At 57.6% G+C, this 19,899-nt stretch carries 20 protein-coding genes and 1 tRNA gene; 9 read left to right on the top strand and 12 right to left on the bottom strand.

Translation table 11 applies throughout. The annotated features are described in order from the left end of the window. The first annotated feature begins 9 nt into the window (after positions 1 to 9). Positions 10 to 930: an ABC transporter permease gene (locus ACP15F_RS12320; RefSeq protein ID WP_298563462.1), complete on the top strand. Its 921-nt coding sequence runs from the start codon at positions 10 to 12 to the stop codon at positions 928 to 930. Then, a complete protein-coding gene (locus ACP15F_RS12315) occupies positions 927 to 2,198 on the top strand; it encodes an ABC transporter permease (protein WP_424941127.1) in 1,272 nt (423 codons plus the stop codon). The genes ACP15F_RS12320 and ACP15F_RS12315 overlap by 4 nt, the downstream gene beginning before the upstream one ends. A gap of 63 nt (positions 2,199 to 2,261) precedes the next feature. Here the strand turns inward: ACP15F_RS12315 and ACP15F_RS12310 are convergent, their stop codons facing one another. Together ACP15F_RS12310 and ACP15F_RS12305 are read right to left on the bottom strand one after the other, a co-directional pair. Continuing rightward, on the bottom strand, positions 2,262 to 2,834 hold the full coding sequence (locus ACP15F_RS12310; protein ID WP_424941126.1) for a cytochrome b: 573 nt from the start codon (positions 2,832 to 2,834) through the stop codon (positions 2,262 to 2,264). 3 nt (positions 2,835 to 2,837) lie between these two features. Next, positions 2,838 to 3,437 (bottom strand): YceI family protein, encoded by a 600-nt coding sequence (locus ACP15F_RS12305; protein WP_424941125.1) that lies wholly within the window; start codon positions 3,435 to 3,437, stop codon positions 2,838 to 2,840. Positions 3,438 to 3,557: 120 nt separating this feature from the next. On the opposite strand from ACP15F_RS12305, the gene ACP15F_RS12300 reads away from it, so the two are divergent. The 3 genes from ACP15F_RS12300 to ACP15F_RS12290 all read left to right on the top strand — a co-directional run bounded on the left by ACP15F_RS12300 (position 3,558) and on the right by ACP15F_RS12290 (position 6,590). Beyond that, positions 3,558 to 4,049 (top strand): MarR family winged helix-turn-helix transcriptional regulator, encoded by a 492-nt coding sequence (locus ACP15F_RS12300; protein ID WP_424941124.1) that lies wholly within the window; start codon positions 3,558 to 3,560, stop codon positions 4,047 to 4,049. Positions 4,050 to 4,131: 82 nt separating this feature from the next. Next, positions 4,132 to 5,757: a PHA/PHB synthase family protein gene (locus ACP15F_RS12295; protein ID WP_424941123.1), complete on the top strand. Its 1,626-nt coding sequence runs from the start codon at positions 4,132 to 4,134 to the stop codon at positions 5,755 to 5,757. Continuing rightward, the gene (locus tag ACP15F_RS12290; RefSeq protein ID WP_424941122.1) at positions 5,757 to 6,590 is read left to right on the top strand and encodes an alpha/beta fold hydrolase; all 834 of its coding nucleotides are present in this window, start codon (positions 5,757 to 5,759) and stop codon (positions 6,588 to 6,590) included. The genes ACP15F_RS12295 and ACP15F_RS12290 overlap by 1 nt, the downstream gene beginning before the upstream one ends. A gap of 47 nt (positions 6,591 to 6,637) precedes the next feature. On the opposite strand, the gene ACP15F_RS12285 is transcribed toward ACP15F_RS12290, so the two are convergent. The 6 genes from ACP15F_RS12285 to ACP15F_RS12260 form a co-directional block, all read right to left on the bottom strand. Next, positions 6,638 to 7,918, bottom strand: a complete 1,281-nt coding sequence (locus tag ACP15F_RS12285; protein ID WP_424941121.1) for a glycerate kinase type-2 family protein — start codon at positions 7,916 to 7,918, stop codon at positions 6,638 to 6,640. Next, positions 7,915 to 8,229, bottom strand: coding sequence for a hypothetical protein (locus tag ACP15F_RS12280; protein ID WP_424941120.1), 315 nt, complete (start codon positions 8,227 to 8,229; stop codon positions 7,915 to 7,917). Before ACP15F_RS12280 ends, ACP15F_RS12285 begins: the two co-directional genes overlap by 4 nt. 30 nt (positions 8,230 to 8,259) lie before the next feature. Beyond that, the gene (locus ACP15F_RS12275) at positions 8,260 to 8,547 is read right to left on the bottom strand and encodes a hypothetical protein (protein WP_424941119.1); all 288 of its coding nucleotides are present in this window, start codon (positions 8,545 to 8,547) and stop codon (positions 8,260 to 8,262) included. Between the two features lie 131 nt (positions 8,548 to 8,678). Further along, a tRNA-Arg gene (locus ACP15F_RS12270) sits at positions 8,679 to 8,755 on the bottom strand. Between the two features lie 110 nt (positions 8,756 to 8,865). Then, entirely contained in the window at positions 8,866 to 9,954 is a 1,089-nt protein-coding gene (locus ACP15F_RS12265; protein WP_424941118.1) for a CaiB/BaiF CoA transferase family protein, read from the bottom strand. A 48-nt stretch (positions 9,955 to 10,002) separates the two neighbouring features. Continuing rightward, a complete protein-coding gene (locus ACP15F_RS12260; protein WP_424941117.1) occupies positions 10,003 to 11,160 on the bottom strand; it encodes an acyl-CoA dehydrogenase family protein in 1,158 nt (385 codons plus the stop codon). A gap of 215 nt (positions 11,161 to 11,375) precedes the next feature. Here ACP15F_RS12260 and ACP15F_RS12255 point away from each other — a divergent pair, with 215 nt between their 5' ends. Beyond that, positions 11,376 to 13,499, top strand: a complete 2,124-nt coding sequence (locus tag ACP15F_RS12255; RefSeq protein ID WP_424941116.1) for a YjbH domain-containing protein — start codon at positions 11,376 to 11,378, stop codon at positions 13,497 to 13,499. A gap of 3 nt (positions 13,500 to 13,502) precedes the next feature. Continuing rightward, entirely contained in the window at positions 13,503 to 14,240 is a 738-nt protein-coding gene (locus ACP15F_RS12250; RefSeq protein WP_424941115.1) for a YjbF family lipoprotein, read from the top strand. Between the two features lie 18 nt (positions 14,241 to 14,258). Here ACP15F_RS12250 and ACP15F_RS12245 read toward each other — a convergent pair whose 3' ends face one another. The 3 genes from ACP15F_RS12245 to ACP15F_RS12235 form a co-directional block, all read right to left on the bottom strand. Next, positions 14,259 to 15,689: a mannose-1-phosphate guanylyltransferase/mannose-6-phosphate isomerase gene (locus ACP15F_RS12245; protein WP_424941114.1), complete on the bottom strand. Its 1,431-nt coding sequence runs from the start codon at positions 15,687 to 15,689 to the stop codon at positions 14,259 to 14,261. A gap of 139 nt (positions 15,690 to 15,828) precedes the next feature. Next, positions 15,829 to 16,035 (bottom strand): hypothetical protein, encoded by a 207-nt coding sequence (locus ACP15F_RS12240; protein WP_424941113.1) that lies wholly within the window; start codon positions 16,033 to 16,035, stop codon positions 15,829 to 15,831. Positions 16,036 to 16,194: 159 nt separating this feature from the next. Beyond that, a complete protein-coding gene (locus ACP15F_RS12235; protein WP_424941112.1) occupies positions 16,195 to 16,830 on the bottom strand; it encodes a CAP domain-containing protein in 636 nt (211 codons plus the stop codon). Between the two features lie 174 nt (positions 16,831 to 17,004). On the opposite strand from ACP15F_RS12235, the gene ACP15F_RS12230 reads away from it, so the two are divergent. Next, the gene (locus ACP15F_RS12230) at positions 17,005 to 18,339 is read left to right on the top strand and encodes a UDP-glucose dehydrogenase family protein (protein ID WP_424941111.1); all 1,335 of its coding nucleotides are present in this window, start codon (positions 17,005 to 17,007) and stop codon (positions 18,337 to 18,339) included. Next, a complete protein-coding gene (locus tag ACP15F_RS12225; RefSeq protein WP_424941110.1) occupies positions 18,332 to 19,030 on the top strand; it encodes a sugar transferase in 699 nt (232 codons plus the stop codon). Before ACP15F_RS12230 ends, ACP15F_RS12225 begins: the two co-directional genes overlap by 8 nt. Positions 19,031 to 19,048: 18 nt before the next feature. Here the strand turns inward: ACP15F_RS12225 and ACP15F_RS12220 are convergent, their stop codons facing one another. Further along, on the bottom strand, positions 19,049 to 19,870 hold the full coding sequence (locus ACP15F_RS12220; RefSeq protein WP_424941109.1) for a DUF2793 domain-containing protein: 822 nt from the start codon (positions 19,868 to 19,870) through the stop codon (positions 19,049 to 19,051). Between the last annotated feature and the right edge of the window lie 29 nt (positions 19,871 to 19,899).

Here is a 19,899-nt window from a genome sequence, read left to right as displayed (position 1 = left end):
AGAGACGCGATGCCAGGTTTCCTGAAGGAATTCTTCAACCGGAACGGCACGCTGATGGGATCCTTGATGCTGGGTCTGGTCCTTTTTTGGACCGTTGGCCTGATCATTCTTCCGCAGCTGTCGATGCTCGACTTCTCGTTCCGTCCGAACCTTCCCCCGCCCGAGATCGGTGGGCCGAAGGATGTCTATACACTCGAGAACTATAAATACCTGATCTTTGGCCCCGAAGGCGGGTCGCAAGATTACAATGCGGTGGACCTTCGCGTGTTCTTCCGCACGCTGGTGGCCGCCGTCTGTGTGACCATCTTCAATCTGATCCTGTGCTATCCGATTGCCTATTATCTGGGTCAGAACAAGGGCAACCACATCCGCGTTTTCGCGCTGATGCTGATCATCCCCTACTGGATCAACGAGATCCTGCGCGCTTTCGCGTTGCGTATCATCTTTGGCGAAAGCGGGGTCATAAACACGCTGCTTGTCGGCTCGGGGATTTTCGATACGCCCTTTGACTTCATCCGCAACGACATCGCGCTTTATGCGGGTCTTGGCTATGCGTACATCCTTCTGATGATCTTCCCGATCTACAACGTGATCGAAAGCCTTGATCACAATCAGATCGAGGCCGCACGCGACCTTGGTGCGCCGTGGTGGCGGATCCACAAGCGGGTGGTCATTCCTTATGCCAAGCCGGGCATCAGCTCGGGCTGTACGATGGTGTTCATGCTGTCCGCTGGTGCCTTGGCCGCACCCCAAATCCTTGGGGGACCGTCCAGTCTGTGGTTCACGCAGCTGATCTATCAGCAGTTCAACGACAACTCTGATTGGCCGCAAGGTGCAGCCTACGCGATCGTCCTACTTGTCACCTGTATCCTGCTGGTGCTTGCTCTGATGCGCGTGTTCAAAGTGAACATGGGGGATATTGGCAAATGACGACTGATAAAATCATTCGCGTATCCATCTGGATCTATCTGGGCATCTTCTTCGCCTATCTGCTTGGCCCGCTGATCATCATGTCGGTGACGGCATTCAACTCGCCCAGCTTCCCGCGCATGACGCCGTGGGAGTGTCTGACCTTCAACTGGTTCGGCGAGCTGTTTAGGGACGAGCGTATCCTGAACGGGATCTGGAACTCGATCCTTGTTGGGTTTGGTACGGTGATCATGTCCGTTTCGATGGGTCTGGCAGGGGCTTTGATGCTGACCCAGATCTGGCCGAAGCTTCGGGCGACCTATTACACGATCATCATCGCTCCGATCCTGATCCCGGGCGTTGTGATCGGTATATCGACGCTGGTGTTCTGGGACCGGATCAACCGGATGCTGGGTTTGGGTGCAGATAGCTTCCTGTCGAACGGGTTGTTCCTGACCATCATCGGTCAGTCCACCTTCATCGCCAGCTACTGCATGCTGGTGCTGGTGGCCCGCCTTCAGCGCTATGATATCGCGCTGACCGAGGCTGCTTTGGACTTGGGCGCAACCCATGCGCAAGCGTTCCGGAAGGTGCTGATGCCCTTCATGATGCCCGCGATCCTGTCGGCGTCGGTGCTGGCGTTCCTCGCTTCGTTCGAGAACTACAACACCACCACATTCACCTTTGGTGAGTATCCGACCCTGACGATCGAACTGGCACAGAAGGTACGTTACGGGATCACCCCGGCGATCTCGGCCTTGGCCTTCATGATCGTGGCCCTGACGGTCTTCTTTGCACTGATCAACGAAGCGAACATCAAGCGTAAGAAGATGATCGCTGAGGCCCGCAAGGATGCCACGGTGGGTGAACTGGCCGGCAAGATCGAAGTGCCGGGCCTGATCAGCCGCAACCCGGCCGCGATTGCCTTGATCGTGCTGGTGATTGGTGTGGTTTCGATCACGGCTTCGGCCATGACCTATAGCCCAGATCAATGTATCGCTGGTGTTCAGGAGCAGAAGCGCCTTGAGACCGAGAAGCGCATTCAGGAACTGCGTGACCGTCGCGCCAAGGATGCAGCCGAGAAAGCTGCCGCCGAAGGTGCGGAAGGTGGGGCAACCCAATCGGCGCCTAAGCCGTCCAACAATTCGGGCTTCGGTGGGGTGTTCGCTCCGAACACACTGCAGAACGAAGATGAGGGTGCTTCGGACGAAGGTGGCGATGGGTCGTCGAACAATTCCGGTTTTGGAAATGTGTTCGATCCCAACGCGATCGGGAACGACAACAACTGATCGTTCCGCTGCTTGAGAACGAAAAGGCCCGGCACTGCGCCGGGCCTTTTTACATTCTGGGGGTCACTTTCCCCAAGTCATGCGGTTTAACACGTCATCCTTGTGATGGACATGATGCCAAATCGCCGCCCCGGCATGGCCGAGCAGAAGAAGGCCAAGGGCAATCGCGGACAGGAAATGTACCTGTGCGAAAAAGTCTGCCAGGGCCTGGCTTCCCGGAACGAAGGGGTCGTACATCTCTAACCAGTTGAACACCTTGTTCTTTACGCCGAACCGATCCTGCAAAGGCGAGGCTGAAGACATCAACCACCCCGACAGCGGCATGATGAACATCAAGGCGTAAAGCCCCAGATGCCCCAGCTTCGCCGCCAGCTTTTCCAGCGGAGGCATATGTTCGGGCAGGGCGGGTGCTTTGCGGTTCAACAGACGCCAGACCACGCGGATCACGGCCAGCACGAACACAATGAACCCCCAACTTTTGTGGGTCTGCACCAGCGGGAACTGCGCCAAGGCGTCGGTCGCGAACTGTGTCATCCAAACACCCAGCCCAAGCAAGTACAGGATGATCCCTGCTATCGCCCAGTGCAGGAGGCGCGCAAGCGCCCCCCAGCTTTGTGTCGTGTTCGTCAGGCGCACGGGTTACTCCCAGCCGCCCGCGCGCATCTCGGCCGAGATTTCCAGACGCACTTCGTCGGATGTCACGGGCGCGAACATGCCCACGCCATAGTCCGAGCGCAGCATGTCGCCGGTACCCTGAACGCCGATCCATTCACCTTGGTAGTAATCGAAGAACTCGCCCAGCGGGTGCGGGCCATTGTGGTTCAGGGTGAAGTTCATGGTGATCGGCTTGGTGTTGTCCTTGATGGTCAGATCGCCCACCAGCGTGATCATGGTGTCCGAGGTCTGCTCGACGCCGGTCGAGGTGAAGGTGATTTCGGGGAAGTTCTCGACGTCGAAGAAATCGGCGCTCTTCAGGTGATCGTCCAGCGGACCAACACCAGTGTCGACGCTTGCCGGGTCCACGGTAACGGTCACTTTGGTGGCCGCGACATTCGCGGGGTCAAAGTCAACTTCGCCACCGATCACTTTCCACTGACCCGATTGCTCGGACAGGCCGGCGTGGTTGTAATAGAAGCGGATTTCGGTGTGGCCGGGGTCGAATTTATAGATCTCGGCGGTGGCGGTTCCAGCGGCGGCAAAGCCCAGTCCAAGGGTGACTGCAGTCAGAAGAGGTTTCATTGTGTCGGCTCCTTTGTCATGTTGCAGGACAACGTGTGATAACTTATTAGATGCATGTGCATGTATCTAATATAAAGCGATGAGGGAAGCCGGCAGTCGCTCCGGTAACGGGAATGTGAGATGGATAAGAAACCAAATGATCAGACAACCGCGATCTGGGTGCTTCTGAACATCGCCCACAAACGGGTCACGCAAACGTTCGAGTCCGAACTGAAACGCGCGCGCCTGCCGTCAGCCGCGTGGTATGACATCTTGTGGGCGTTGGAGCGTGCAGAAGAGGGGATGCGTCAAAACGAGTTGGAGCGCCAATCCCTGTTCGACCAGCCCAACCTGTCGCGGACCATCAAGCGGATGGTGGATGACGGGCTTGTCACGCAATGCCCCGCGCCAAGCGATCGGCGCGGTCGGGTGCTGCGGATCACCGATGCGGGCAAGGCGCTTCGGGCCCAGATGTGGGAAGTCTATGGTGGGCTGATGCTGTCGCAGATCGAAGATAAGGTGCCAGCGGCACACCTTTCGGGTTTGATCGAGGGGTTGGCCTCGATGATTCCCGAGAAAGACGAAAAGCTTCAGGGAAAGTTAGATTCAGCCCGAGAGACGGCCGAAAACTGATCTAAAGAACCGTATTGAAAAACTCGTGAAGCATTTCGTTGGGATACTGCGGCGCGAAAACCGGAATCAGAAGGCGCGCGGCATGAACAAAGAATTTTTCAAACTGCTGGAAGACATGAATAAATCCGGGGAAAATCCCTTCGGTGCCTGGGCTGAAACTTGGATGTCTTATCAGAAAGACATGGCGAAGCTGTGGATGACCACGGCGCTGAAAGCGGGCGAAGGAATCGAACCGTCCAAAGATCATCGCTTCCGGGGTGACGCGTGGAACGAAGGTGTCTTCCCACTGCTGCGCCATTCGTATGAATTGACCGCCAAGGCGATGGTGGACATGGCCGATAAGGCCGGTCTGTCGGATCAGGAGCAAGACAAGCTCAGCTTCTACGCCCGCGTTGCCGCCGACAACATGTCGCCCTCGAATTTCCTTGCCACCAACCCTGAAGCGCAAAAACTGGCGCAGGAAACCGGTGGGCAAAGCCTGATTGATGGCTATCAGAACATGATGGAAGACCTCGAGAAGGGCTATATCAGCACCACCGATGAGGATGCGTTCGAAGTTGGGAAAAACCTTGCCACGACGCCGGGCTCGGTCATCTATCGCAATGATCTGATTGAACTGATCCAGTACAAGCCGATGGCCGCGAAGACCCGCAAGGCACCGATCCTGATCGTGCCGCCCTGCGTAAACAAGTTCTACATCTTCGATCTGAACGAAAAGAAATCCATGATCCGCTATCTGCTTGAGCAAGGGCAGAGCGTTTACATGATCGCATGGCGTAACCCGACCCCTGAACTGGGCGAGCTTGGCTGGGACGAATATGTCTCGGACGGGGTGTTTGAAGCACTGCGTGCGGTATCTGAAATCTCGAAATCGGAATCAGTGGATATGATGAGCTGGTGTAACGGTGGCACCATGTTGATCGCCGCTTTGGCTGTCATGCCGGAAGACCTGAAAGCGAAGGTTGGCAGCGCGACCTTCTTGTCGTCGATGATCGATTTCTCGGATCCGGGTCAGGTTAAAGTGTTCATCGATGAGCCGCAGGTCGAAGCCTATAACCAGCGTCTGAAGTCCGAAAAAGTCGCGCCGGGCCGTGATATCGCCAACGCAATGGCGATGCTGCACGTGAACGAAAGCATCTGGGGCTTTGTGGTCTCGAACTATCTGATGGGTAAATCTCCTGCCCCGTTCGATGTGCTTTACTGGAACGCCGACACGCAGAACCTGCCTGCCAAGTGGTACAGCTATTACGTCGAGCAGATGTACATGGCGAACAAGCTAATGCAGCCGGGCGCGCTGACAATTTGCGACACGCCGGTTGATACACACAAGATCGACGTGCCTTGCTATTTTCTGGCAGCCGATGGCGACCATATCGTGCCGTGGAAAACCTCGTTCACCGCGACCAATCTGGTGTCTGGCCCGACCGAGTTTGTGCTGACCACAGGTGGCCATGTCTCGGGCACTGTGATCAATCACCCGGTTAAAACTCGCCGCAAGTTCTGGGCCGATGGTTCGGACCAGTCCAGCGCGGAAAGCTGGCAGGAAAGCGCCACGCTGACCGAGGGCAGCTGGTGGCCCCATTGGCTTGAATGGCTGGATCAGAACAACCCCGCCGAACGCGGCGCGGCGGCCAAAACTTTGGGCAACCGCAAATACAAGCGTTTGGCCGATGCGCCCGGCACCTATGTGCTTGAGGGCGAGGGGTAATGGGCGTTCAAGAAGTGATCGATACCATCGACCAGTCCGAATTTCATATGATCGAGGTGGACGGAGCCAAGATCCGTTACTTCCATCGGGTCGTAAATTCGGACCTTCCGCCGCTGCTGGTCTGCAACGGTCTTGCCCAGTCCATCGAGGTGCTTTTGCCCCTGTTGGACGAGATCAACGACCGCTGCCTTATCGCGATTGATATGCCCGGCACGGGCCGATCGCATATGATCGACGGGATCTCGACCATTCCGGACTATGCCGAATTCACCCTCAAGGTGCTGGACGAGGTCGGGATCGAGAACTTCGATATACTCGGCATCTCTTGGGGCGGCGCCTTGGCGCAGCAGATCGCCCATACGGTCCCGGATCGTGTGGCGAAACTGGTGCTGGCCATCTGTTCTGCGGGTGGTGTTGGCAGCTGGTGGGGAACCCCCATTGCGCTGACCGAAATCATGTTCCCGCTGCGCTTTACCAGCAAAGCTTATGGTAATTTCATCGGTCCCCTGATGTATGGCGGCGAGGCGATCTTTGCCCCGGCGGAGTTCCGCGAGTACTCGAAACACGCAATCCGTCCCAGCCCCGAAGGGTATTTCTCGCAGGTGCGGGCGATGTGTGGTTGGACCAGCCTGCCATGGCTGCGCACGCTGACCCAGCCCGCGCTTGTGATTGCTGGCCAGTATGACGGGCTAATTCCGATCACCAATCAGATCCTGCTGTCGAACATGCTGCCGAACGCCAAGCTGCATGTGTACCCTGCCGGGCATCTGTTGATGTACACACAACGGGAAGAAGTCGGGGCCGAGATCACAAGTTTCTTGGGTAAGGACTGACCTGTCGACAAAGTGGGCGCCAAAGGATGGTGCCCAGCTTTGTCAGTCTAGGTTTTGGAAATCAGAAAACATTGAATGTCGGCTACATTGGTGCCCGTCGCACCGGTCATCAACAGATCACCCGAGGCCGCAAGGGCGGCGTAGCTGTCATTGTTCTGTAAAAGCGCGGCGGGATCTGCTCCTACTGCAGCCATCCGATGCAAGCTGCCTGCGTCCACGATGCCACCAGCCGCATCAGTCGGACCATCGCGCCCATCTGTTCCGCCGCTTAGGAAGACCCAATCCCCCTGCAATCCGCGTTCAGCCGCGCCCATGGCCACATGAAGCGCCAGTTCTTGATTGCGTCCACCCCGGCCCGTCCCGGTTAGCTGCACAGTGGTCTCGCCACCCGCCAGAAGTGCGGACAAGGTGCCGGAAGGCGCAGCCTCGGCCGCGTCTAAAAGGACGGTGGCGGCGTGTTTCACATCCCCGGTAAACATGTCCGAGACGATCTGAACCGCGCCAATGCTTTTTGCTTCCGCTTGGGCTGCGTGGAGGCTGTGGCGGTTCGATCCGATCAGAGTGTTCTGAGCGGTTTGGGGCAGGTCTTCGGGTGTGCCGGGTTGTGACAGATGCATTTGGACCGAAGGTGGCAGATCCGGCCAAACCCCCGCCGCTTCGCAGATCGCACGGGCATCTTTCCGCGTGCCAATGGGCGCCACCGTCGGTCCGCTGGCAATCGCCCTTAGATCGTCGCCGATCACGTCTGACAGGATATAGGCCGTCACCGGCGCGGGGGCGGAAACCCTCAGCAGGCCACCGCCTTTCAGCTGGCTAAGCTGTTGGCGCACAAGGTTCATTTGGGTGATATCGATACCCGCCCCCAGCAAAAGCGCGCTGACTGTTCCCTTATCCTTAATTGAAATGTCGCGTGCTGGCAGGGCCATCAGCGCCGACCCACCACCCGAGATCAGGGCGATCACGCGATCATCAGCTCCGGCCTGTGCAAGCAGATCTTTCACGGCTTGTCCCGCCACCAAGCTGCCGTCATTTGGCACAGGGTGCGCGCCTTGCAGAAGCGTCGCGCCTTCGACCTGTTCCTCGTTCTCGGGGTGGGTGATACACAGGGCGCGGTGCGGGCCTTCTATGTGTTTCAGCGCCTCACGCATCATCGCGGGTGCCGCTTTGCCGATGCTGATCACATAGCATTGCCCGGTTGGTCCAGGCGTTGGAAACGGAGCTTGGGTAAGCGCCTGCCGGACCGCAACGGCAGGGTCGGCGGCCTCGACGGCTTTCATGAATATCTGACGGGCGGCGCAACGAAGCGCCTCGATGCTGTGAGTGGTCATATCAGTCTCGAACTGGGCGGGGGTGACGGAATACTGTCCAGAAATAGAACACTGCTGAGTCCGTTTGAGATACGCAACAGTTCTGACAGCTGCCTGCCTTCGATTGTCACATCTGTCACGGCGCTGCCAATAAGGCTGGCTGGATCGGTCGCAGCCGCGCGCAGAGCGCCTAGCAGTGAAATTCCGACTTGATCCATCAGGGGGCTTATCGCCGTGGTTGGGGCCAGATCAGTCCCGGCTAACGTGTCGTCATGCAGGTTGGTGCCGTCGAAGGTGCAACGATTGCACAAAGTTATGGTGACGTCTGTCATGCTGCCCTGCTTCTTACTGTAAGCGATTGCTCAGCTCGTAGCGATACAACTGCGCCATGCCCTGATCCATGACACTGCCAGACCTGCATAGGTAGGCAATGACGCAATGTCCGGCGCGGTAAGACCAGCTGTTCCTGCCAATGCTCCAAGATCACGTGACAGTTCGAGAACGGCTGCATCAAAGCCACTGGTGACACTGACCGACCCACATTCGACCAGCAAGGGCTGGGTCTCGGTTGTTAGTGCAAGTCGGCATCTCGTGCCTGCGCCATCAATGGCGTTCACGGACGTTAGATGCTGGTGGGGCCGGTTGCTCATACTGTCACCTATATCGCAGCGGCAGATGCGGTCAAAGGCCGCCAGCAAATCGGTTCAGCCACCAGCAGGTCAGCATGGGGCAGATGAGACAATGGACAAATCCATCAGGTATTCAGCAAGAAGAAGGAAAATGGCGCTCTGGGGAGGATTCGAACCCCCGACCCCCTGATTCGTAGTCAGGTACTCTATCCAGCTGAGCTACCAGAGCGCGGTAGGGGGGAATTAACTGGACCGCTGGGGGTTTGCAAGGGCGAAAGTTGAAGTTTTTTCGACTTTTTCTTTCGAAGGCGTCAAACGCGCCAGAGACGATCCGATGGCTCAGCGGGCCCAGCGGGACAGAACGTCGGAAACGTTCAGAGGCGCTTTTTCTTCCCCGGCTTCGGCAGGCAGAATGCTCTTTGACATTTGGGGGGCTGGGCTAGGCTGCGCCACCCCGTCGATCGTGGCGAAACTGCTCCGGGCTGCGTTGTGCGGGTGGGCTGGAGCCTCGGCCATCGACAGGACAGGGGCGCAACAGGCGTCTGTGCCTTCCAACAATTCAGCCCATGCGTCGCGGGCCTTTTCCTTAAAGCGTTTCGCAAAGGCTGCGCGCAGCTGGGGCCATCCCTCGACGTCGTGCTGGGCGGGCAGATCGGCATCGGCAAGACCGATCCGCTCGATGAATTCGGCATAAAACTTGGCTTCCAGAGCGCCCACTGTCATGTGCCCGCCACATGCACATTCATAGACCGTGTAGAAAGGTGCGCCGCCGTCCAGAAGGTTGGCCTCGCGCGTGTCAGCCCAGATACCTGATCCATAAAGGGAATAGATCATCGCCATCAGATGAGCGGTGCCGTCGGTGATGGCCGCGTCGACCACCTGCCCTTGGCCGGTGGTTTTCGCTGCGTGGAGGGCTGCTAGCATCCCGGCCACCAGATACATGCCGCCGCCACCGAAGTCGCCCAAGAGGTTCAAAGGCGGCACCGGATGATCGCCGCCAATCGCATGAAGCGCGCCCGAGATGGCGATGTAATTGATGTCATGCCCGGCTGCATGGGCCAGCGGGCCGCTTTGCCCCCAGCCGGTCATGCGGCCATAGACCAATGCTGGGTTGGCAGGGAAATCCTCGGGGCCAAGCCCAAGACGCTCCATTACGCCCGGGCGCATCCCTTCGATCAACATGTCGGCATGGCAGATCAGGTCGTGCGCGGTGGCGCGGTCGGCGTCTGACTTCAGATCCAGTTCGACGAAACCGCGCCCTCGGTTCAGCACATCTACCTTCTGCGGGATCAGCGCCTTCAGGTTCGGACGTTGAATGCGCACCACATCCGCCCCCATATCCGCCAGCCACATGGCTGCGAAGGGTGTTGGGCCAAGTCCTTGGATCTCAACGACTTTCAATCCCGTAAGGGGCTTTTCTGCGTTCATGTCGCGATCCTTTGGAAGAGTAGGCATAAAGGCGAGGAGTAGCCCCGTTTACACGTCAATCGACCGCGCGATCAATTCCTTCATGATCTCATTCGTCCCGCCATAGATCATCTGGACCCGTGCATCCGCATAAAGTCGCGCGATTGGGTACTCGGTCATATATCCATAGCCTCCGAACAGCTGCAGACATTCATGCATGATTTCGTTCTGCACCTCGCTGCCCCAGTATTTCGCCATCGAGGCTGTGGGGGCGTCCAAAGTTCCTGCGATCAGCTGCGCAATGCAGTCATTGACGAAGCTGCGCAGCACCTCGGCCTTGGTTTTGCACTCGGCCAATTTGAAGCGCGTGTTCTGGAAATCCATTACGCGCTGCCCAAAGGCTTTACGTTCCTGCGTGTACGCCACGGTCTGCTCGAGCGCGAAATCAATCGCACCAAGCGCCTGAATGGCAATCAGCAGACGTTCCCAGGGCAGTTGGCGCATCAGTTGATAAAAGCCCTGACCCTCTTCCGATCCGAGAAGATTGGTCAGCGGCACCTTTACGTCTTCGTAGAACAGCTCGGATGTGTCATTGGCCTTCATACCCAGCTTTTTCAGGTTCTTTCCGCGCTGGAAGCCCTCGCATTGATCTGGTTCTACAACGATCAACGAGACACCTTTCGACCCGGCTGCAGGATCGGTTTTACACACGGTGATGACCAAGTCAGCGGCCTGTCCATTGGTGATGAAGATCTTCGATCCGTTGATCTTGTACTGGTTGCCGTCTTTCTCGGCCCGCGTTTTTACAGCCTGAAGGTCGGACCCGGTGCCCGGCTCGGTCATCGCAATCGCGCCCACGATCTCGCCCGAGGCAAGGCCCGGTAGCCAGCGTGCCTTCTGTTCTTCGGTGCCATAGGCGGTGATGTAGTGCGTGACGATCGATTGAATGCCGTATCCCCAGCCGCAATCGCCGGTGCGCGTTTGTTCGTAAATCACGACACTTTCGAACCCCATATCGCCGCCTGCGCCGCCATACTCTTCCGGTGTTGCGCCGCCCATGATCCCTGCCTGTCCGGCCGTGTGCCAAAACTCACGGTCGACAATGCCCTGATCGACCCACCGTTCGATATTGGGGCTAAGCTCGTCCGCGAAGAAGCGGTTGGTCATATCTGCAAACATGCGATGTTCGTCGCTGATCCAGCTGGCCGAGGGCGAAAACAGGCTCATGGGGGCCTCCGATTTGACGTTGTTTTTCAAACTATACGCCGCGCATGCTGCAATCGGACTGGTAACGTGGCGTTACACACGCTAAGCCGACGCGAGGGAACTTGTGCAATTGCGCGACAATTCTCCACAAACCGCCACGGCGGATATGTTTTACGTGCGTTGATCGCGTGGATCACGTATTGAGATTGGAAAAAAGACGTTAGACGGAGACTGCGGTGACTACTGCACGGGTGGATTACATCAAATACGCGGCACTTGGCCTTCTGGCCACGGCTGCAACGCCTGCATATGCTCAGGTCGGGACTGAGACGACAAGCTATACGCTGTTCGGGACGCCGGGCCTGATCCTGACACCAACCGCCGAGGTTGCGGCCGACAGCGAGCTGGCGTTTTCCTATTCGCAATTTGGTCCGAACGCGAACGGCACCCTGACATTCCAGATTCTGCCCCGCCTGTCGGGTAGCTTCCGCTATACGAAGCTGGACAATTTCTGGAACAGCGGCCCGCTGCGCGGTCAGGATTTCTTCGACCGCAGCTTTGACCTGCAATACCGCGTTCTGAATGAATCGAAATACCTGCCAGCCGTTTCGGTGGGCATCCGTGACTTCATCGGCACCGGGATCTATTCGGGCGAATATGTCGTCGCGACCAAGGGTTTCGGCGACAAGCTGCGGGTTCACGGTGGTTTGGGTTGGGGGCGTCTGGCCTCGCACAATCCTATTGGCCAGATCGGGGATGCTCGCCCGGATTGGGACGCTGGACGGGGCGGCAACCTGAATGTTGGTCAGTGGTTCCGTGGTGATTTCGCGCCCTTCGCGGGCCTCAGCTATAAGGTCAACGACAAGCTGACCTTCAAGGCCGAATACTCTTCGGATGCGTTCGTGCGAGAGACTGCGCGCGGGACGATGGAATACAACTCGCCCTTCAACTTCGGCATCGATTACGAGGTGTCACCGGCCCTTCACCTGAACGCTTCTTATGTTGCGGGCAGCATGTTCGGGGCTGGGTTGACCATTCGCTTGAACCCGCGCACCCCGCAGGCACGCTCGGGTAACGAAAAGGCCCCGCTGCCAGTCAAGCCGCGCCCGTCGCGTGCTGATTCAGCGGCTTGGGGCACTGATTGGGTGTCCACTTCAGAAGATCAGGCCGGCATCCGTAAAGTTGTCACTGATGCTCTTGGCAAAGAAGGCATCCGCCTGAAAGCGCTGGCATTGACCGCGACCAAAGCCGAGCTGAAGATCGACAATAAGCGCTACAACTCGCAGCCGCAGGCCATCGGGCGCACCGCGCGTGTCCTGACCCATGCCCTGCCGCCTTCGGTCGAGACCTTCAAGATCACGGTCACACAGAACGGCATTCCGCTGTCGACTGTCACCATGCGTCGCAGCGACATCGAACGGTTGGAACACGCGCCTGCCATCGACATCTACGAACGCGTCACCATTGATGAATCCGCACCAACCGCGTTGAAAAATGCGGACCTGCCGAACGGCGACACGCGGTTCACGTGGGCTCTGGCCCCGTATATGGCAATCAGTTTCTTTGACCCGTCCAGCCCGGTTCGTGGCGATTTCGGGCTGCGTCTGAGCGCGAAATACGAGCTTGCACCGAATATCATCCTGTCGGGTGCGATCCAGAAAAGCATCTGGGGCAACTTGGATGATGACGTGCATCTGGACACTTCTGTTCTGCCGCATGTTCGGACCGATGGTGCGCTTTACGCTCAACAGGGCGACCCCGCGATCGAGCATCTGACCGCGTCGTGGTATGAACGCCCCGGCAAGAACCTTTATAGCCGCGTCACCGTTGGCTACCTGGAAAAGATGTTCGGCGGTGTGTCTGCCGAAGTGCTGTGGAAACCCGTGGACAGTCCGCTGGCCGTCGGTGCCGAGGTCGCATGGGTCAAGCAGCGTGACTATGACCAGCTGTTTGGGTTCCGCGATTATGATATCGTAACCGGCCATGTCTCGGCTTACTACGATTTCGGAAATGGCTTCTCGACCCGTGTGGATGCGGGCCGCTATCTGGCTGGGGACTATGGCGCGACCTTCTCGGTCGACCGGACCTTTGCCAATGGCTGGAAGATCGGTGGTTATTTCACAAAGACCAACGTCTCGGCCGAAGATTTCGGCGAAGGCTCGTTCGACAAGGGTATTCGTATTTCGATCCCGTTCGAGTGGGCTTTGGGCACCCCGTCAAAAAGCGAAAGCGCGGCCGAGCTGCGTTCGCTTGAGCGTGACGGCGGCGCACGCCTGAAGGTTGACGGTCGCCTGTTCGACTGGGTCGAAGAAGGTCACGGCGACGCCTATGCAGGCCGCTGGGGCAAATTCTGGAGGTAAACAGTGCTGGGATTTAATCTGACAAAGCCGCTGCGCGCGGCAGGTTTGGCCTTGTGCATTGCTGGTTTGGCCGCTTGTGGGTCGGACACACAGGAAACTGAGCTGTCCAAGGCGACTGCCGGGTTCCTGAAGCAAGCAACAGGCAAAATCACCTCGAAGGTTTCGGGTGGCAAGTCCAGCGCGAAAGCCGCGTCCGGGCAACCTGCCGCCCCTGCCGATCCCAACCAACTTGTCGCCAAGGCGCTGTCGGCCACGAAAGGTCCGATTGCCATCGTTGTCCGACTGGACACCAAGGCCGTGCTGGCGATGAACCCTGTTGGCCGTAATGGCGATCACGTGACCTGGGGCAGCGCTCCGGGGCAGGGGATCACCTATCAACGCGGGGTCATGTCCAACACACGTGGTCTGGGTGAAGATCTGATGTCTTCGCGCATCGATGCGGCGGTCTCGGCGATCACGTCGCGCCGCGATGCGGACTATACACGTAAGCATTATTACCTAGGTGATCTTGGGCAGACGACAGAGCTGACGTTGAGCTGCTCCCTACGCCGTTCCGGTACTGAAAAGGTCGCCGTAGGTGAAGTAAACGCAAATGCCGTCATCATGAAGGAAAGCTGCCGCAAGGATCAGATTGCCTTCACCAATATCTATTGGGTGGATGGGGCCGGCCGTGTGCTGAAATCCAGCCAATGGGTCGGTCAGCGCCTCGGTAGCTTGGCCATTCAGAACCTGCGCATGTAACCTGGGATCGCCTATGTGCTAGTTTCGCGCATAGGCGTCTTCGTAGCGCGTGATGTCATCCTCGCCCAGATAAGCACCGGTCTGGACTTCGATCAGCACTGTGTCCTGTATACCGTTGTTTTCCAGCCGATGCTGCGCGCCCAAGGGCACAAAGACGGACTGGTTTGCGGGAACGTCGAAACTGTCTGGCCCTATAGTCACTGTCGGGCAGCCTTCGACCACCACCCAATGTTCCGCCCGACTCTCGTGTGATTGCAACGAAAGCACACCGCCCGGATGCACCGTGATAATCTTCACCTGAAAACCCGGCCCGGCGACTAGGCGCTCGAACCAGCCCCATGGACGATAGTCGCGGGGCATCGTTCTGGCTTGCTCTTTCCCGCGCTTGGCCAGGTTCTTAACCAGTGCCCCGATCTCGGATGAGCGGCTTTTATCGGCCACCAGGACCGCGTCCTTGGTCGCAACCGCAATGACGTTTTCAAGCCCCAGTCCGACCAGCAGCTGTTCCGGATGATCAGCCATAAGCAGAGACGATTGACAGTCGACCGCATGGCTGTCGCCCAGTGTCACAGTACCTTGCTCGGAGGCGTCGCTTACGTCGTCGCGCCAGACACTCTGCCAGCTGCCCAGATCCGACCAGCGGCCGTCATACGGCACTACATGCAGGTCGCGCTGCTTTTCCATGATGGCATAGTCGATCGACAGATCAGGCAGCGCGGCCCAGTGGTCCTGCGGCAAACGGGTGAAGCCCAAATCCAGTTCTTTGTCGTTCAACGCGGCGCGGACCGGGGGCAGCATTTCGGGCGCATGGGCCTCGAAGGCAGCGATCATGTCGCGGGCACGATAAAGAAAGATCCCGGCATTCCACAGATGACGTCCGCCCGCCAGCATTTGCGCGGCTGTCTGGGCATCGGGCTTCTCGGTGAAACTTTCCAGCTGGATTGCATCCTGACCTGCAGACGGGGTGGCGGCCAGTTCAAGATAGCCGTACCCGGTCTCGGCCCGGTCGGGGGTGACGCCGAATGTGACCATGTGACCTGCTTGAACTGCTCTAAGCCCCTTTGTCACGCTCTCGGAGAATAGCGTATGATCAGGCATCAAGTGGTCCGATGGAGTGACAACACAAATGGCATCCGGGTCTTTGCCCATCGCCGCCATTGTCGCGGCCAAAATCGCCGGGGCCGTGTTGCGTGACATAGGCTCAAGCAGGATCTGTTCGGGCAGGGTTGCGATCTCTCCCATCTGCTCGACCACATGGAAGCGATAGCTTTCGTTTGTCACGACGATGGAGCGTTGGTAGAGCGGGCTTTGAAAACGCTTGATAGTGCTTTGAAACAGGCTGTCTGTAGCACCCAGTTTTCGAAATTGTTTGGGATAGGATTGCCGTGAGATTGGCCACAGCCGGGTTCCGATACCGCCGGCCAATACGATCGGAACGATCTTTTTCACGTCAGAGGACTCCGGCTACATGATCTCAATCCACACGTGGCTTGTGCACGCCTTGGTGGAATCATGTCCCCTCTAACGAAAAACGGCAAGCCCGAAGGCTTGCCGTTTCAACCGAAAGCTTCTTGCGAAGCAGTCGATATTATTCGCTCGACGAATCCGAAGCAGCGATGATGCCAGCAATCAGGGCCAGGCCCAGCAGTGCTGCGCCGGTGTTGCCCAGCGAGCTTGCAGCTTCTTCTACTACTACGATTTCTTCTTCAACAACCGGGTCGCTGTAGCCGCCAGCAAAAGCAGGTGCGGTCAGGGCGAACATGCCAGCAGCGGCAAGGGTCATGACTTTTTTCATGTCTCATACTCCATAATTAATTAGCGGGCACCGCTGGTTTAGCGAGCCGTCCATGATTGTTTTGCACACAAGAGACAGCATTGGAAGTCTGATTTTCGGATCAGTCGCCATATGATAGCTAAGTTTTAGACCCTGTGGCCCTGTTGCAATACCCCGATATCAACCAAGAAATATCTGGGTAAGGAAAACCGCACCACAATGCCGAGAATTGGGGCGAATCCCCCCTCCGGCACCGGTATGGCGCAGATTTCGGCGCAAAATGTTCTTCCGGTGACCTGGTGATTCCATCCATTCACGCACCGCAAGCTGCGCCAAGCTGCGATAGCTGTGCCGCCCGATAGGCTTGCCAGCTGGGGTAGTGAAAACGCATTTCCCGGACGACCGAATCAGAAAACGACGACCATCGATGTTGTAAAGGCGCATGACCCCAATGTTTTCTGCACCCGTCTTGAACTTCTGGCCCGAGGACTTCAGGCGGCTGGAAAGCGTGCGCGAAGACCCGCTGGTTGCCTTGTGGCTTAGCTTGCCGGACCTCGCCATCCACAGCGAATGCTTGCTGGCCTGCTTGCGCAAGCCACTGGCAGGGGTCAGCTTCGACAGCCCGTGTTTGCACCGGTAAAAGTTAACTTCGGCAAGGATCGCAGCATCTAGCAGAGATTGATTTAACTTTTTGTAAGATATGGTTTTTTCTGCACCCGCTACGCGCTGAACGCCGCATTTAGCTTGAGCTTCAGCAGGCGATAGGAATGCGACAAGGCATGCCGTTAGCAAGAATGTCTGTATGGGGCGCAACATTGGTGGCTCCGAATATGAGTGGTGATATCCAGTTTACCATCTAAGAGTTAATAAAGTCATTGGGGAACTGGGGGGCAATTTATAGGCAATAATATGGCGCTGTCCATTGACTTGGCGCGGCGTTTCCCGCACCAAAGTTCCACTGTATTTTGAAGTATATGAGAGAAAAGACCGATGAAAATCGCGATGATTGGAACGGGCTATGTTGGGCTTGTTTCCGGGGTTTGTTTTTCTGATTTTGGACATGAAGTTGTTTGCGTCGACAAAGATCCGCGTAAAATTCAAATGCTCGAAGCTGGCAAGGTTCCGATTTACGAACCCGGCTTGGAAGACTTAATGGCCAAGAACGTTCAAGCAGGACGTCTGACATTCACCGAAAACTTGAAAAATGCCGTTACAGATGCCGATGCTATTTTTATTGCCGTTGGCACGCCCACACGCCGCGGAGACGGCCATGCAGACCTGACTTACGTCTTTGCAGCTGCAGAAGAAATTGCTGATTCGCTGGACCACTACGCTGTGGTGGTTACGAAATCGACGGTGCCAGTCGGCACCAATCGCCGCGTGGCCGAGGTGATCGCGAAGACCAATCCAGATCTGGAATTCGACGTGGCCTCGAACCCTGAATTCCTGCGCGAAGGTGCCGCGATTGATGATTTCATGCGGCCCGATCGTGTGGTGGTTGGCGTCGAAAGCGACCGCGCCGAGCAGGTCATGGCCGACGTCTATCGCCCGCTCTTCTTGCGTGATTTCCCGATCGTCACGACCGATCTGGAAAGCGCTGAGATGATCAAATACGCGGCCAATGCGTTTCTGGCGACAAAGATCACGTTCATGAATGAAATCGCGGCGCTGTGTGAGCGCGTCGATGCGGACGTCAAACAGGTGTCGAAGGGCATCGGACTGGATGGGCGCATCGGGAATAAGTTCCTACATGCTGGCCCCGGCTATGGTGGCAGCTGCTTCCCGAAAGACACCAAGGCGTTGGCCCGGATCGGGCAGGAAAACGGCATGGCGATGCAGATCACCGAGACTGTGATCAACGTGAATGACGATGCCAAACGCCGGATGATCGATAAGGTGGTCGACATGTGCGGCGGGTCGGTTTCAGGCAAGACAATCGCCGTGCTTGGCGTCACTTTCAAACCCAACACAGATGATATGCGCGACGCACCCAGCTTGACCATTGTTCCAGCCCTGATCGGCGGCGGGGCCACCGTGCGCGTGGTAGACCCTCAGGGTCTTGCAGAGGGAGAAGCACTTTTGCCGGGTGCACATTGGTTCGAAGATGCGTATAAGGCAGCCGAGAATGCGGATGCGGTTGTGCTGTTGACCGAGTGGAACGAGTTCCGTGCGCTGGACCTGAAACGGTTGGCCGGATGCATGAACACAGCGGCTATGGCCGATCTGCGCAACATCTATTCGCCATCGGATGCGGAGCGTGCGGGTTTCTCGGCCTATAGTGCCGTTGGCCGTCGCGGCTTTGGCACCGGAGAATGGAATGACTGAGGCAACCTTCCAGACATGGGAGGCGGCAGGCAAGAAACGGAACGGGCAAAGGTTGAAACGACTTCTCGACATTGTGTTGGCACTTGTGCTTCTGGTGCCGGTGATTCCTGCACTGCTGGTGCTGTATGTCGTGGTGCTGGTGAAGGATGGACGCCCGTTCATCTATCGCTCGCGCCGCAACACCACCTTTACGCAGGAATTTGACCTGATGAAGATCCGCACCATGCGGACGGTGCCTGCGCATGAGAACGTAGGGATCACCGGGGGGCATAAGAAAGGTCGGATAACCAAATTGGGTCGCTATTTGCGCAACCATCGTTTGGATGAACTTCCGCAGCTTTGGAATGTCTTGAAAGGCGAGATGAGCTTTGTAGGCCCGCGCCCGCCCGAGCCGCGCTATGTCGCCGCTTGTCCCGAGATTTATCAGCAGGTGCTGCTGGATCGTCCGGGGATCACTGGGCTAGCCTCGATCATCTTTCACTCACATGAAGAAAAGATGCTGGCGGAGTGTAATTCCCAAGAAGAATCGGAAGACGTCTATGTGCGTCGCTGCATCCCCCGCAAGGCGCATCTGGATATGATCTATCACCGGAACAAGTCGCCGATGCTGGATCTGTATGTGCTGTATCTGACAGCGGCGAAGTTGTTGCCGCTGCCAGGTCGTCGTGCTGCCCGTATTCGTGGGCAGTAAGCACTAAGGCGCTATAGCTTAGAGCGCCGAACCATTTGACACTTTGCGCCATGCCGATCCATCGCAATAGGCCAGTTGCGCACCGCCGCTGGCATCTGACACGAAAGCAATCCCGCCTGCGCCAATGGTTGCTGCGGCCGGCAAGTTGGCCGTCAGAACAGGGGCCAGCTTCATCACCCCGTCCACGTCCAGCTTGGCGTCTGGGGTCTTGCCGATCCCCACATCTCCGCCGCCGGTGGCGACAATCGTGTTGTTCCAGCTGGACCCATCGACGCTGGTCTTGACCGAAAAGTCGTCATTCCCCGCCAACCCCATTTCCGCACGCCCGGACCAGTTGTCCTGAAACAGAAGAGATCCAGTGTCGCTGCTGCTGGCCTTATTGACCTTCAGCTGATGCGATGCGCCTGCATGGGTCAAAAGCGTCGCGTCTGACGACACTGCTAGTCGGTTGGTGGCATCCGCGCTGGTGTTTACGCCCACAACGCTCAGATTGCTGGTGTCCGGCGTGATCTCGGCCCAAGCACTGCCGTCGAACCGCATCTGAGTGGCTGTGCCGGTGACATCGGCGCGCCAGCCCTCGAGCGGGACAAAGAACTGCCACGTGCCATTTTCCAGCATAGCGATTTTGTGATCCTGACCCACCCAGTCGCCGGTAGCACCGCTGGAAACGATATGGCGGTCTCCATCCGCCGCGGCGACGGGCGGGGCGGTTTCATCGGCGCTTAGGACCGTCAGTTGGACCAACACATCCAGCAGCCGAAGGGCTTCGTTATGGGTGACGTGTTTCTGCGCCTGAGACGGCTGGATCAGGGGAAGGGACAGGACAGGTGATAGGCTCATGGGGCTCTCCGCGAAAAAGTCATTCCCGT

Origin of the sequence: Aliiroseovarius sp. S253 (genome assembly GCF_049800855.1) — a bacterium.
Lineage (GTDB): Bacteria > Pseudomonadota > Alphaproteobacteria > Rhodobacterales > Rhodobacteraceae > Aliiroseovarius.
Note: the sequence above shows the minus strand (reverse complement) of the source record. Positions and strands in the feature narration are given on the sequence as shown.